The organism is Sphingobium sp. (genome assembly GCF_032153725.1).
GTDB lineage: Bacteria > Pseudomonadota > Alphaproteobacteria > Sphingomonadales > Sphingomonadaceae > Sphingobium.
The window spans coordinates 1-14,043 of the sequence record NZ_JALDYQ010000019.1 but is presented as its reverse complement, the minus strand read 5'-3'; the positions used below and the strand labels follow the sequence as shown (position 1 = coordinate 14,043).

Annotated in this window: 10 protein-coding genes and 1 riboswitch; of the genes, 6 read left to right on the top strand and 4 right to left on the bottom strand. The window is 64.7% G+C overall.

Going from position 1 to position 14,043, the window contains the following annotated elements:
• Positions 1 to 13 precede the first annotated feature (13 nt).
• Positions 14 to 1,129, top strand: a complete 1,116-nt coding sequence (locus RUH75_RS08470) for a glycoside hydrolase family 68 protein (protein ID WP_313804402.1) — start codon at positions 14 to 16, stop codon at positions 1,127 to 1,129.
• Positions 1,126 to 3,333, top strand: coding sequence for an alpha-galactosidase (locus RUH75_RS08465; RefSeq protein WP_313804400.1), 2,208 nt, complete (start codon positions 1,126 to 1,128; stop codon positions 3,331 to 3,333). Before RUH75_RS08470 ends, RUH75_RS08465 begins: the two co-directional genes overlap by 4 nt.
• Positions 3,334 to 3,410: 77 nt before the next feature.
• Here the strand turns inward: RUH75_RS08465 and RUH75_RS08460 are convergent, their stop codons facing one another.
• Positions 3,411 to 4,910, bottom strand: a complete 1,500-nt coding sequence (locus tag RUH75_RS08460; RefSeq protein ID WP_313804397.1) for a putative 2OG-Fe(II) oxygenase — start codon at positions 4,908 to 4,910, stop codon at positions 3,411 to 3,413.
• 199 nt (positions 4,911 to 5,109) lie between these two features.
• Between RUH75_RS08460 and RUH75_RS08455 the strand changes: the two genes are divergently transcribed.
• Entirely contained in the window at positions 5,110 to 7,623 is a 2,514-nt protein-coding gene (locus RUH75_RS08455; protein WP_313804394.1) for a TonB-dependent receptor domain-containing protein, read from the top strand.
• Positions 7,624 to 7,714: 91 nt separating this feature from the next.
• Here the strand turns inward: RUH75_RS08455 and RUH75_RS08450 are convergent, their stop codons facing one another.
• Both RUH75_RS08450 and RUH75_RS08445 read right to left on the bottom strand, forming a co-directional pair.
• Complete coding sequence (locus RUH75_RS08450; RefSeq protein ID WP_313804391.1) at positions 7,715 to 8,725, bottom strand: substrate-binding domain-containing protein; 1,011 nt, start codon at positions 8,723 to 8,725, stop codon at positions 7,715 to 7,717.
• Between the two features lie 36 nt (positions 8,726 to 8,761).
• A complete protein-coding gene (locus tag RUH75_RS08445) occupies positions 8,762 to 10,051 on the bottom strand; it encodes an MFS transporter (protein WP_313804388.1) in 1,290 nt (429 codons plus the stop codon).
• Between the two features lie 262 nt (positions 10,052 to 10,313).
• On the opposite strand from RUH75_RS08445, the gene RUH75_RS08440 reads away from it, so the two are divergent.
• On the top strand, positions 10,314 to 11,609 hold the full coding sequence (locus RUH75_RS08440; protein WP_313804385.1) for a DUF3422 domain-containing protein: 1,296 nt from the start codon (positions 10,314 to 10,316) through the stop codon (positions 11,607 to 11,609).
• Between the two features lie 49 nt (positions 11,610 to 11,658).
• Here the strand turns inward: RUH75_RS08440 and RUH75_RS08435 are convergent, their stop codons facing one another.
• Positions 11,659 to 12,168, bottom strand: coding sequence for an MgtC/SapB family protein (locus RUH75_RS08435; RefSeq protein ID WP_313804382.1), 510 nt, complete (start codon positions 12,166 to 12,168; stop codon positions 11,659 to 11,661).
• Positions 12,169 to 12,478: 310 nt separating this feature from the next.
• Positions 12,479 to 12,670, top strand: a riboswitch (cobalamin riboswitch).
• A 238-nt stretch (positions 12,671 to 12,908) separates the two neighbouring features.
• Here RUH75_RS08435 and RUH75_RS08430 point away from each other — a divergent pair.
• Both RUH75_RS08430 and RUH75_RS08425 read left to right on the top strand, forming a co-directional pair.
• A complete protein-coding gene (locus RUH75_RS08430) occupies positions 12,909 to 13,316 on the top strand; it encodes a DUF1636 domain-containing protein (protein ID WP_313804379.1) in 408 nt (135 codons plus the stop codon).
• Positions 13,313 to 14,043: nicotinate-nucleotide--dimethylbenzimidazole phosphoribosyltransferase (locus tag RUH75_RS08425; protein ID WP_313804376.1), on the top strand; the 731-nt coding region annotated here is incomplete at its 3' end. The genes RUH75_RS08430 and RUH75_RS08425, both read left to right, overlap by 4 nt.

Genomic DNA, 14,043 nt, shown 5'->3' with positions numbered 1-14,043 from the left:
GAACGCGCAGGACATGACGACATCTTGGACCGCCACGCATGTCGCTGCCATTCCTGCCGATCCGCCCGCCATCGCCCCGATCACGGAACGGCATCTTGCGCAGGCATCAGCTGATCTCGGGCTATGGGACGCCTGGCCGGTTCAGATGCGGGATGGCACGCCCATTCTGCTGAAGGGCGGGGCGGAGCTGTGGATGGCTCTCGCGGCGCCCCGATTCAGCGATCCCGACATGCGCCATGGGCAGGCGCGCATCCATCTGTTTCGCCATCAGGGCGGGCGATGGATTCCGCTTGGCCCCGCCATGCCGGACGGCTTTTCGCCGGGCAGCCGGGAATGGTCCGGCTCGGCTCTGCTCGATGAATCGAGCGGCGATGTGATCCTCTATTTCACGGCGGCGGGACGTCGCGGCGAGGGCGTTCCCACCTTTGAGCAGCGGATGTTCAGTGCGCGGGCGAGGCTGACGGACGAAGGGAAATTGGTCGACTGGGACGATCTGCGCGAGGTTATTCCGCCCAATCCGAGCCTCTATATGCCGACCACGGCTGGCGGGGCGATCGGCACGATCAAGGCCTTCCGGGACCCCGCCTATTTTCGCGATCCGGCGGATGGCCGCCATCATCTTTTCTTCGCGGGCTCGCTGGCGGGGTCATCCTCGGCCTTCAACGGCGTTGTCGGGATTGCTTCCGCGCCGGCGGACCGGCCCGGCGAATGGACGATCGGGCCGCCGCTGATCTCGGCCGATGGCCTCAACAATGAGCTGGAGCGGCCGCATGTCGTTCACCATGACGGGCGCTATTATCTCTTCTGGTCGACGCAGGCGCATGTGTTCGATCCTGCGGGACCGATCGGTCCCACCGGGCTTTATGGCATGGTCGCGGATGCGCTGGCCGGGCCGTGGCGTCCCTTGAACGGCACGGGCCTCGTCTTCGCCAATCCGGCGGCGGCGCCCGCGCAAAGCTATAGCTGGATGGTCTTGCCCGACCTGTCCGTCACCAGCTTCATCGACAATTGGGGAGGGGGCCAGGATCGGCGCTTCGGCGGCACATTCGCGCCCTTCGTCCGCCTGTGGATCGATGGCGATGCGGCGGGCGTGGTGGCGCTGGACGCCTGTGCGAAGAGGCAAGGATGATGAAGAGTCGTCCGTTGTTCATGGGCACGACGGCGCTGATGGCCTGCGTCATGCCGCAGATTGGGCATGCCAAGGTCAGTGCCACCGCGGACGGCCATCTGATGCGGCTGGACGGGGGCGGCGTCACCTATGCCATGGGCGTGGATGAGCAGGGTTATCTCCAGCCGCTCTATTGGGGCGCCGCGCTGGATGCGAAGGCGCCGCTGACCGCGAAACATCCGGGCGAACTGTCCGGCTTCGACCCGGCCGGATCGATCACCGCGCAGGAATATGCCGGGCAGGGCGAAGGGCTGGTGAGCGAGCCGGGCGTCAAGGCCGTTTTCGCGGACGGCAACCGCGATCTCGTCCTGAAATATCGCAGCCACAGCGTTGCGGGCGAGACGCTGACGGTGGAACTGGCGGACATTCGCCGCCCGTTGACCGTCACCTTGCGCTATACGATCGATCCGACAACTGGCGTCATCGCCCGTTCCGCCAGCGTGCGCAACGGGGACAGCAGACCGGTGCGCATCGATCAGATCGCGGCGGCCACCTATACGCTGCCGGTCGGCAATGCATATCGGCTCCACTATCTGACGGGCCGCCATGCGTCGGAATGGTCGCAGGTGGACGTGCCGGTCACGCCGGCGCTGACCGTCCTCGAAAGCCGGCGCGGGTCGACCGGTCATGGCAATCAGCCCTGGTTCGCCATCGGCAAGGCCGGCAAGAGCAGCGAAACCCAAGGCCCGATCTGGTATGGCGCGCTCGCCTGGTCGGGCTTTTTCCGCCTCTCGGTCGGGCTCGACAATCTCAGCCGGGTGCGGATCAGCGGTGGCTATAACCCCTATGATTTCAGCTGGACGTTGAAGCCGGGCGAAAGCCTGGACACGCCCATATTCTACGCCGGCTATACCGGCAGCGGGATGGGCGACGCTTCCCGCCGTTTTCACGCCTTTCAACGCGCCCATATCATTCCCGGCGGAACCAAGGCCAGGGTCCGGCCCGTGCTCTACAATAGTTGGGAAGCGACCACGTTCAACGTGACGGAGGCCGGACAGACGGCCTTGGCCGAGAAGGCGGCACGCATCGGCGTGGAGCGTTTCGTCGTCGACGACGGCTGGTTCGGCGCGCGGGATGATGACAAGGCGGGGCTGGGCGACTGGACCGTCAATCCGCGCAAATTCCCGCATGGCTTGAAGCCCCTGATCGACAGGGTGAAGGCGCTGGGCATGGATTTCGGCCTGTGGGTCGAACCGGAAATGGTCAACCCCAACTCCGACCTCTATCGCGCCCATCCCGACTGGGTGTTGAACTTCCCTGACCGTCCACGCACCGAGGGGCGCAACCAATTGATGCTGAACCTTGCGCGGGCCGACGTGCGCGACCATCTGTTAGCCGTGCTCGACCGGCTGGTCAGCGACAATGACATCGCCTTCCTCAAATGGGATTATAACCGCAACTGGACCGAAGGCGGCTGGCCGGAGATGGCGCCGGAGGATCAGCAGCGGGTGCAGGTCCAATATATCCGCAACCTTTATTACATCCTGTCCGAACTGCGGCGGCGGCATCCGGGGCTGGAGATAGAGGGCTGTTCCGGCGGCGGCGGGCGCATCGACCTTGGCATGATGGCGCTCACCGACCAGAGCTGGACCTCCGACAACACCGATCCCTATGACCGGCTGATCATTCAGGATGGTTTCACCCAGGCCTATTCGCCCTCGATCATGATGGCCTGGGTGACGGACAGCCCCAATTGGGCGAACGGGCGGGAAACCAGTCTGGATTATCGCTTCCTTTCGGCGATGCAGGGAAGTTTGGGCATCGGCGCCAATCTGGATCATTGGCAGGCGGCGGATTTCGCGACCGCGCGCAAATGGATCGCCGCTTACAAGGGCATCCGTCAGACGGTGCAGCGCGGCGACCTTTATCGCATCGCACCGCCGGGGCCGGATGCGGCGGTGTCCGCGACCTTCCATGTGTCGCCCGACAGGCGACAGGCGGTGCTGTTCCAGATGCAGCGCGGCTCGCTGTTCCGGGACAATGTCGAGGCGCTCCATCCGCAGGGGCTGGACCCTGCGCGCAGCTACAAGGTGCGGATGCTGGATGGATCGGCCCTGCCCGAAGGCGTGCCGGCGCAGGCGAGCGGCGCCTATTGGATGGAGCAGGGGCTGCGCGTGAAGCTGAAGGGTGACTATAAGGGCGCGGTCTATCTGTTCGAAGGCTGAGCATTTTCGAAGCGGATGGTTTCATCCGCTGGCTAGGAGCCGAAGGCCGGCGAAGCTAAAATGCGGGAAAAGAAAGACTATGCAGGCGGGCGGATATCGAAGGCGATGGAAAGTCGCTCGCCATCCGCGAAGGGCGTGGTGCCGTGCCAGAGGGTCGAGGGGAAGAGGATCAGCTGTCCCGCCTTGGGTTCGACCTCCCCATAGGGGGCGAGGTCGAGGCCCAGTTCGGGCGGCGGCGTGCCGAAACTTAGCGAGCCGCCCTCCATTTTGTCCGGCAGCGAGACATGAAGGGCGGAACTGATCCAGCCGGTCGGATGCGTGTGCGCGGCATGATAGCCCTGCGCGCTCAGTCTGACGGACCAGCTTCCGGCGAACTTCACTCTGTCTCGCGGGATGTCGAGCAGGGGATGGCCCGCTTCCGGCGGGGGCAGGACGGCGATATAATCGCGCACCGCCGCTTCGATCGCGGCACGGGTGCGCTGCATGATCGGTTCATGGCGGAAGAGCAGGGGGCGGTCCGTCTGGGTGCCGCCGCGCACGGACTGGTCGGGATAGGGGGCGGCTGCGGTGTGGAGGGACCGGAGAAGGTCCGCCAGCATGGCCAGTTCGCGGGCATCGAGGCCGAGATCGGCGCTGCGGATGAAGCGATCGGGCTGGTCGAGCCATGCCGCCCGATCATCGCCCAGCAGGCGCCAGCCGATCGAGAGATAGGGCCAGAACAGCCGCGCGGCAGGCGTGGGCAGATGGGTCATGGCGATGGCCACGGCCTTGTCGGGCGCGCTACAGCGCAGCGCGTGCCGCACGCGGGCGAGTGACAGGCCGGGATCGGCTCTATCGGCCAGCTTGTCGAAAAGGTCGGGCCTGTCGGTCGCCGCGCCGGACTCGGCCTCCAGATAGAGGCGCGTCATTTCCAGTGCCGGGCTGTCGCCGCAATGGCGGACTGCGTCGTCGCATATGGCCCGCGCTTCGTCCCACCGCCTTGCTTTGGCGAGCCAGTGAAACCAGGCAAGGCGCAGCGCGACATTATGCGGCTCGGTACGGACGGCTTCGGCAAATCCGGCATCATCCGGTCCCACAGCCCCCGTCAGGCGATGCAGCGTCGCGCGATAATCATGCCCCTCGATCCAGCCCGGCCTTTCCCTGAGCGACCGCGCCATCAGCGTCATCGCTGCTTCCGCTTCGCCCTCGGCGGCGAGAGCGCCGGCATGGCCGATGATCAATGCCGCATCACCGGGCGCCAGCGCGCGGGCGGCGGCGAAGGCGGCTGCGGCGGTGCGGCCCGTTTCGGTGCGGAGTTGCGCGAGCAGCGCCCTTGCCGCCGGATCGTCCGGCGCCAGATGTAAGGCGCGCTCTGCCGCGACCAGCGCGGGTTCATGCGTCTGAGCTTCGCGCAGAAGGAGCGCCGATAGCCAGGCGAGGCCGGCATGGCTGGGCCAGCGGCGGGCGGCATCGGCCAGCAAGGGGGCAAGGTCGTCGCTCGTCCCGGACCGCAGCGCGGCGAAGCTGGCCGACTCGATCGCCGCCATCCAGTCAGTCGCTTCGGGACCATCGGGCAGCACCGGCTGACGCGCGATCAAGGCCGTAAGTTCCTGCCCTCTCTCCATCCCTCCGCCCTTTCCGCGACGCGCCTTCTCAACGCCTTATAGCATGGCTTCAATCAGCGGCGAGGTAAATCAGCAAACGTTTGCCGATAATCGTTGCAAAGGTTTGCAGAGGCTTCTATGAAGAGCAGGAACCGACCGCGCAACGATCCGCGGCGGCCCGATGGAGGGGATGATGAAGACCAGCATTCAACTGAGCCGCATTTCGACTGCCGCCCTGGCGATGGCATGCCTGTCCGTGCCCGCGTTGGCGCAGAATGCCGCGCCCGCCGACACGCAGCAGGCCTCCGCTGCCGAAGACCAGGCGCCGATCAGTGGCGAGGATATCGTCGTCACCGCCGCCGCTGGCGACAAGTCACGCTTCCGCTCCTCCATCTCCGTGTCGCAGGTCAGCCAGGAAGCGATCCAGAATTTCACGCCGCGGTCGGAGGCCGAAGTGCTGCGCTCCATTCCCGGCCTTCAGCCGTCCGACACGGCGGGGCCGGGCGGTAACGCCAATATCGGCGTGCGCGGCATCCCGGTATCGACCGGCGGTTCGGAATATGTCGCGTTGCAGGAGGATGGTCTGCCCGTCACCCTGTTCGGCGATATCCAGTTCGGCAATAACGACTATTGGCTGCGCTTCGACCAGAATGTCGAGCGCGTCGAGGCCGTGCGTGGCGGTTCCGCCTCCACCTTCGCGAGCCAGGCGCCGGGCGCGGTCATCAACTATATCAGCAAGACCGGCGACAAGGAGGGCGGCTCCATCGGCCTGTCCAAAGGCGTCAACTTCCGCGAAACCCGCGTCGATTTCGACTATGGCGGGCCGATCAGCGACACGCTGCGCTTCCATGTCGGCGGCTATGCCCGCGAAGGCGGCGGGCCGACCAACGAGGACTTCAATATCCTGCGCGGCTATCAGGTGAAGGCCAATCTCACCAAGGATTTCGCGGACGGCAAGGGCTATATCCGCTTCAACTTCAAGCGGCTGGACGAACATGCGCCGACCAACACCACCATGCCGTCGCTGGTGACGATCGACGGCAACAAGATCACCGATTTCAAACCGATGCCGACCTTCGATGCGCGCGATGGATCGACCTATTCCATCTATCAGCGCAGCTTCCAATATGTCGACAGCAACGGCGCGCTCAAGACCGCTGATGTCGAGGGTATCCATCCCCGCGTGACGTCTGTGGGCGCGCAGTTCCATTATGAGCTGAGCGACGCGCTGACCGTGGATAACAGTTTCCGCTATACTGACATGAGCGGCAATTTCACCACCCAGTTCCTGAACGTCGCGACGACTGCCAGCGTGCTGGGATCGACCGTCAACGGCCAGACGGTGGGGGCGATGCGCTATGCGGCAGGTCCGAACAAGGGGCAGGTTTATAGCGGCACCTATCTGAACAATAATCCGAACATCAACACGCTGATGAAGGATATGGGCAGCATCGCCAACAATCTGGCGCTGACCGGCAAGTTCGATATGGGCGGTGGCAAGGTGACGGTGCAGGCCGGCTGGTTCCACATGAGCCAGAATATCGTCCAGGACTGGCATGTGAACCGCCAATATAGTGCGCTGGAAGGCGAAAATGCCGCGCCGCTCAATCTCTTCTCGACCACCGGCACGCAGTTGACGGCGGCGGGACAAGCGGGATTGAACGACAATTGGGGACCATGCTGCGCCCGTAGTGTCGACCTCAAATATACCGACGATGCGCCGTTCCTGTCCGCCAATTATTCGGGCGGTGGTTTCGACCTCGACGCCAGTGTCCGCTTCGACCGGGTGCGCGGCGAAGGCACGGCGCAGGCTGGCGTTGCCGGCCCCAGCTATACGGTCAGCGATGAGGTGGGCAGTGCGACTCTGCCGTCCATGTTGCCCGGTGGCGCGATCGAGCGGATCAATTACAAGCGCAGCTATACAAGCTGGTCGGTCGGCGCGCTCTATGCCTTCAACAACAGCACCAGCATCTTTGCCCGTGTCAGCCGGGGCGGCCGTTTCAACGCGGACCGGCGCACCCTGGGCGGGAATTTCAATGCCGACGGGTCGCTCAACAGCCAGGGCGCCAGCACCGCCATCAACTTCCTCAATCAACAGGAAGTGGGGGTGAAGCATCGTGGCTTCGTCGGCGGGTCGGGCAATTATTCGTTGGAAATCACCGGGTTCCGCTCGACCCTCACCGAAAATAATTATGATTTTACCCGGATCAACAACCCGGCGCCGAACAATGATCCCAATATCTCGAACGACTATCGCTCATGGGGCATTGAACTTACCGGGCGTCTTAATATCGACAATTTCCATCTTGCTGTCGATGCGACCTGGGTGAACCCGAAGATCAAGGACAGCGCGACGGCGGCACTGGCCGGCAACCGGCCCGGCGGCATTCCCAAGCTCACCTATCTGATTTCGCCCTCTTATGATGCCGGCCTGTTCGCGGTCGGCCTGTCGGCTAGTGGGCAGACCAGCGCGCCGAATGACGATTTCAATCTATACACGGTGCGCGGAACCACCTTCTTCAATGGCTTCATCAAGGTGCGGCCGGTGGAGAATCTGGAACTGGGCCTCAATGCCAACAATATCTTCGACACGCTGGGCTATCGCGGCGGCGGACAGCTCTTGCCGGTCAGTGCCACCACCGGCATTTTCCAGAATCAGGCGGTCTATGGCCGCACGGTGACGGCCTCGATCCGTTATAATTTCTGATCCGGCGCCGTGGTGAGCCGCTCTTCCCCCTGAGCGGCTCTTCCGGCCAACTGAAGGCCTGGTTCCACGCGGAACCGGGCCTTTTCTTCAATCAGCTGGATTCGCGCACGACCAGCTCCGGCGCGATCTGGACGGAGGCGGTGTCCTCCTCCGCAAGCCGGCGGCAGAGCAGGTCGACCAGCAGATGCGCGCCCTGCCGAATATCCTGCCGCACGGTGGTCAGCGGCGGATTGGCCAACTGGGCCAACGGAACATCGTCGAAGCCCACCACCGAAAGCTGGTCGGGCACGCGGATATCCTGTTCGGCCGCCGCCGCGATGACGCTCATGGCGGTCACGTCGGAGGCGGCGAAAATGCCGTCCGGGCGATGGCCCGCCACGAAATAGTCGGCCGCGACGCGATGGCTGGCCTCCGGCGTCACATGGGCGTGGACCAGATCGACCTTGCCGCGCATGTCGGCGGGCAGGGCAGAGAGAAAGCCCTCATAGCGCGCGGCGAATTCGGGCACCGCGACATTGCCGAAAAAGGCGAGCCTGTCGCGCCCCTTCTCCAGCAGATGCCGGGCAGCCAGCGCGCCCCCCGCCTGATTGTCGGTGCCGACGGTCAGATAGCGATAATGGGCGGCATGGGCACCCCAGATCACCAGCGGCCCATAGCGTTCCGCCGTTCGGTCCAGCACCGCGCTCTGATCCGACTGGCCGATGATGATGACGCCATCGACCCGCCCGGTGCGAATGAAATTATCCAGCCAGTCGTCGCCATCGGGCAACACACGGGAGAGGAGCAGGTCGTAGCCGCGCTCGGTCAGCTCATCGGCCAGAAAGCCCAGCATCGCCATGAAAAACGGATCGGACAGATGTTGTCCGCGCTCATGGCCGAGCGGCAGCAGCACCGCGATGGCGCCGGTGCGCCCCAGCCGCAGATTCTGCGCCGCGACGTTGAGCTGAAAGCCATGTTTCGCCGCGAGTTCCTGAATACGGCGGCGGGTTTCCTTGTTGAGCGCGCCCTTCGCCGTCAGCGCGCGCGATACGGTTGATACGGATACGCCCGCGATCCGCGCGAGATCGGTGATGCTCCTGACCGGTCCTTCATCATCTGCCATGCCGCTTCATCTAGGCGATTGGAGGGCGGTGAACAATCATTCCCGGACGGGCGCGTTGCGAACCAGCAGCGTGGCCGCTCCCGCCGCGATCATCATCATCCCCGTCATCAACAGGATATTGCGCGAATCCCCGCCCAGCAGAGGCTGGTAGATGAGCGGCACGATCAGCGTTTCGAGCAGCATCGGAATGACGATGAACATGTTGAAAATGCCCATATAGACGCCGGTACGTTCAGGCGGGATGGCGTTGGCGAGCAGCACATAGGGATTGCCCATCATGCTGGCCCAACCGATTCCGATGCCGATCATCAGCGGGAACAGAGCCGCCCGATCCTGCGCACCCGGTATGGCGAGCATCGCCGCGCCGGAAATCGCCACCGACGCCGCATGCAATGTCCGGGCGCCGATGCGGCGGCTGATCGACACCATCAGGAAGGCGGCGAGACAGGCGACGGCATTGTAGAGCGCGCCCGCCTGCCCGGTCAGCAGTACTGCCTGGCGGAAGCCGCTGCTGGCTGGGTCGGTCGTGTCGAAGATGGTCCGTGCGAGCGCGAAGCCGATAAATTGCCAATAAGCGAACATGGCGAACCATTGCAGCAGCATCGACAGGGCAAGCTGCCGCATCTGGGTCGGCATTTCGCGGACGGCATCGACAAAGTCGCGAAAGGCCGTGCGGGGCGACAGTGCCTCCGCCTGCATGCGGGCGATCTCCTCCGGCGGCAGAGGCAGTTCCGGCACGCGCAGCACCGACCAGAGCACGGTGGAGAGGGAAATGACGGCCCCGGCGATGAAGGCGAGGCGGGTGACGTCGGGTATGCCGTTGGCATCCACCAGATCGGCGTCATACCCCCACCAGACCAGCAGGGACGGAGCGAGATAGGAGAGGGTCTGGGCCAGGCCGGTAAAGGCGCTTTGCGTCAGGAAGCCGACCGATCGCTGGCTTTCGTCCAGCCGGTCGCTGATATAGGCGCGATAGGGTTCCATGGTGATATTGTTCGCCGCGTCGAGAATCCAGAGCAGGCTGGCCGCGAACCAGAGCGTCGGGCTGTAGGGCATGGCCAGCAGACCCAGACTGCACAGCAGCGCGCCGATCAGAAAATAGGGGGTGCGGCGGCCCCATCGGCTGACCGTGCGGTCGCTGAGTGCCCCGATAATGGGTTGGACGAGCAGGCCTGTGATGGGGCCTGCAAGCCAAAGGAGCGGCAAATGCGCTTCCTCCGCGCCCAGATAGCGATAGATCGGCCCCATATTGGCCTGTTGCAGGCCGAAGGAGAATTGGATGCCCAGAAAACCAAGGTTCATCTCGATAATCTTTATGAGACGCATCCTCGGTTTCTTTACCGCGCTTCGCATGGAATCACCCTCTCCTCGCCTCTTCCGCGGCGTTTGTCGTTGCGGAGGATAATGCGGCCAGAAAAAATTGCAATCGTTTGCTTTTGGCGCGCGGCCGGATGCTTCCGACGGCTGGCGTGGACCATCATCCTTTCGGGCAGGACCAATTGCCAATCGCGATCCTGCCGCGGTAACAGGTGATGGTCACGGCATCGCCGGACTTTTCAACGCAACAAAGCCAGGGAATAACCGGTCCATGGACGACTTGACCAGCATCCCGACCGATCCATTCGCGGCGCTCATCCAGCGCGACCATCCGTTGCGCGCATCCCTTTCGCGGGAAATGCATATTCGCGGCCTGCCCCGCTTCGATGCGCCCGCGCTGGCACTGCAATATGTGCTGCTGGTCGATGAAACGCAGGCCCATGAGAGCGTCGCCCTTCTGTCCGCACGCCTTCCCGCCCTCAAACCCGGCGACCGCTTTCTCTCCGCCCGGATCGGCGACCTGCATTTTTCCTGGGAACGCCACACCGAATATATGACCTACAGCTTCCTAGCCCCGGTCGAGGGTGCGGCGCTGTTCGATCTTTCCCCCTTTGACGACGTGCCGCGCTGGATGGCGGAAATTCCCGGCCGGGTGATCCGCTCCACCCAGATCGCGATGGTCATGAACGAACCGCCGCCTGCCGCCATCGGCGCGCATTTCGCAACCGACGACCTCATCATATCCGATGTCGCGGATGGCCATGCCCGCATCTGGAGCGATTTCCGCCTGCATGAAGACGGCTTCGGCCGGCTGCTCATCCATGACAAGGGGTTGCAGGGCGGCGAAAGTTCGCAACTGGTCCAGCGGCTCCAGGAACTGGGCAATTACCGCAAGATCGCCCTGCTCGGCCTGCCCGAAGCGCAACAGGCGACGCCGCTGCTGACCGCGCTGGAACAGCGGCTGACGGCGATCACCAGCCGCGTCGCGCAAAAGGATGCGGATGCCGATCAGGTGCTGGAACAGCTCTCCGCCCTCAGCGCTGAACTGGCGGAGATCGTGGCGCGCACCCGTTATCGCATGAGCGCGACGCAGGCCTATGCGGAAATCTGCCGCGATCGCATCCGCCGCCTTGCCGTCGTGCCGGTGCGGGGATATCGATCGCTCGACGATTTCACCGAGCGGCGGCTGCTTCCCGCGATGCGGACCTGCGACGCCTTCATCCGCCGGCTGGAGGATCTGGCACAGCGCACCGCCTGGACCAGCGCCCTGTTGCGCACGCGGGTCGACACCGCGCTTGCCCGTCGCAACCGTGACCTGCTGGCATCCATGGATCGCCGGACCGGCCTTCAACTGCGGCTTCAGCATACGGTCGAAGGGCTGTCGGTGGTGGCCATCAGCTATTATGCGCTGGGCCTTTGGCATCATCTGAAGGAGGCGCTGGAGCTTCAGGGGGTGCATTTGCCTGGCTGGGTCGATATCGCGCTGTTCCCGGCGACGATCATCACGGTTTTCCTGGGCATCGGCCAGATCAGGAAGGTCAAGCGGCTGCCGGCTGACGGGCATTAGGATCAGCTGGCCGGTGACTGTCGGCCTTGCCCGAATGGATGGCGGTCGGTCAGCCTTCCTGATCGGGGACCGCGGAACCGCGGCGATTAGGTATGGCGATGGCGTCGTCGTCCGCTTCATCCGGTTTTTCCGCCCGCCGGCCGACATGCTTTTCGAAGATGAGCAACAGCGAAAGCACCAGTAGAGCGATCAGCGATCCGGCAAGGACGAGGACATATTGCCCCGCGCCCGCCGTGATCCCGACGGCCGCCGCCATCCACAGGCTGGCGGCGGTGGTCATGTTACGGACATCCCCGCCGCGCACGAAGATAAGGCCGCCCGCGATGAAGCCGATCGCCTGGGCCAGTCCCTGAACCACGCGGATCGGATCGCTACCGGCGTGGCTTTCCGCCAGTTCCAGCGCCGACAGGGTCAGCATCGCGGAACTCAGCGATACCAGGCCGTGGGTGCGCAGGCCCGCATCATGGCCATGCCGCTCCCGCTCGAATCCCAGGGCAAGCCCCAGCAGGGTGGCGAGGCAGAGGCGGACAAGGGTGGTACCGAGATCATTGGCCAACATGGCCATAATACCCGCGACAAGCCCTGCTGTTCCATGAAGTACGGGATGGCAGGGGCGGCGCGGGGCCGCGAACACATCACCGATCGTTGGCGTCGGGGGAAATATGCGTAATCAGGCTGTTGACCCGCAGGTCGTTTTCCGCCGTGCAAGCGAACATTCGGCAGAGCCAATCCATCCAGCGCGTTAGAATCGCCATGATCTTCTTCCTCACCCAAATCGGATGATAGCAGGTCGTCGAGGTGAAGAGAAGCGCAACCATCGCCGCGTCGCCGGTCGTTTCACCCCCTTGCGATGGAGCGAGGTGGGCTTTATCAGCGGCGGCGCGACAGGTTCCCCGCAAGGGGATGAAAAGGGAAGTCGGGTGAAGAGCCCGCGCTGCCCCTGCAACTGTAAGCGGCGAGCGATCCGGCCATCACGCCATTGGACCAGCCAGGTTCCGAGAAGGCGGCCGGAAAGCATCGACCCGTGAGCCAGGAGACCTGCCTGACGCAGTCGTTCTTCGACCGGACAGGGTGTGCCGGCCGAACGGGGTTTCCCTCGCCGAGCGACAGCCATCGCCTTGCCGGTGCGGCCGTGCGGGGGAGCGCCTGTTCATGCGCTTCCCTTGTCCGGCCTTCCCGGCGGGCCGTTTGCCGTCCGGTCGGAGGAGCAGGGATGATTGATTTTGGAGCATCGCGGGCAAAAGCGGAGCGCGCGACATGCATCGGATGCGGCGCGGTGCGCGTCCGGAGTCTGCGCTGATGTTGCGCGCGGTGGAAGACGGGGCGTCGGTCGTGGTCTGTTCGACCTGTCGCCTGTCGACGGAGAGCCGGGAAGATGCCGAAGGGCGGCGCGGCGGCGCGCTGCTCGTTGAGGCGATGCACGCCGTCCGGGCGAGCGATCCGGCCTATCAGGGGGTCGCGGTGCAGGACATGCCGTGCCTTTTTGCCTGCCAGCGGCATTGCGCCGTGCATGTCCGGGGGACCGGCAAGGTCGGCTATGTGCTGGGCGACTTCACCCCGGATGAGGAGGCCGCCCGGGCGATACTCGATTATGCGGTGCGTCACGCCGCCAGCGAGCAGGGCGTGGTCCGCTATGCCGACTGGCCGCAGGGAGTGAAGGGGCATTTCATCGTCCGCACCCCGCCTGAAGGTTTTGTCTGCTCATGATCCGGTTCGACGATCGCGCGGCCTTTGCCGCTGCGCTGGCGGATTTGCCGGCACCCGACGGGGCCGCCATCGAAGCGGCGACGGCGCGGCAGGCGGTGTTGACCAAGCCCGCCGGATCACTGGGGCGGCTGGAAGAGATCGCCCTGTTCATGGCGGGCTGGCAGGGACGGGAACGGCCCCGCGTCCAACGTCTCCGCGCGGCGATCTTCGCGGGCAATCATGGCGTGGCGGCGCGGGGCGTCAGCGCCTTCCCGGCGGAGGTCACGGCGCAGATGGTGGCGAATTTCCGCCATGGCGGCGCGGCGATCAATGCGCTGGCAGCGGCCTGCGGCGCGGAACTGGCGGTGGTCCCGCTCGATCTGGAGCGGCCGACGGGGGATATCTGCATCGAAGCGGCGATGAGCGAGGCGGATTGCCTGGTCGCGATCAATGCCGGGGCGGCGGTGGTGGACCCGGACCTCGATCTGCTGCTATTGGGCGAGATGGGAATTGCCAACACCACCTCGGCGGCGGCGCTCTGCGCGCAGGCCTTTGGCGGCGCGGCGGAATATTGGATCGGGCGCGGGACGGGCGTGGACGGGGCCGGGCTGGCGCGCAAGGCCGAAGCGGTGGCGATGGCGATCGCTCTGCATGGCGCGCATTGCGGTGATGCGTTTGAGAGGTTGCGGCGGCTGGGCGGGCGGGAGATCGCGGCGATGGCGGGCGCGGTGCTGGCGGCGCGGGCGGG

What these genes read in the sequence shown, in the direction of transcription:
- RUH75_RS08435 (WP_313804382.1), bottom strand. Translation starts at nt 12,168, where the DNA reads ATGTTGGCCAATGATCTCGGTACCACCCTTGTCCGCCTCTGCCTCGCC.
- RUH75_RS08440 (WP_313804385.1), top strand. Translation starts at nt 10,314, where the DNA reads ATGGACGACTTGACCAGCATCCCGACCGATCCATTCGCGGCGCTCATC.
- RUH75_RS08455 (WP_313804394.1), top strand. Translation starts at nt 5,110, where the DNA reads ATGAAGACCAGCATTCAACTGAGCCGCATTTCGACTGCCGCCCTGGCG.
- RUH75_RS08465 (WP_313804400.1), top strand. Translation starts at nt 1,126, where the DNA reads ATGATGAAGAGTCGTCCGTTGTTCATGGGCACGACGGCGCTGATGGCC.
- RUH75_RS08445 (WP_313804388.1), bottom strand. Translation starts at nt 10,051, where the DNA reads ATGCGTCTCATAAAGATTATCGAGATGAACCTTGGTTTTCTGGGCATC.
- RUH75_RS08450 (WP_313804391.1), bottom strand. Translation starts at nt 8,725, where the DNA reads ATGGCAGATGATGAAGGACCGGTCAGGAGCATCACCGATCTCGCGCGG.
- RUH75_RS08430 (WP_313804379.1), top strand. Translation starts at nt 12,909, where the DNA reads ATGTTGCGCGCGGTGGAAGACGGGGCGTCGGTCGTGGTCTGTTCGACC.
- RUH75_RS08470 (WP_313804402.1), top strand. Translation starts at nt 14, where the DNA reads ATGACGACATCTTGGACCGCCACGCATGTCGCTGCCATTCCTGCCGAT.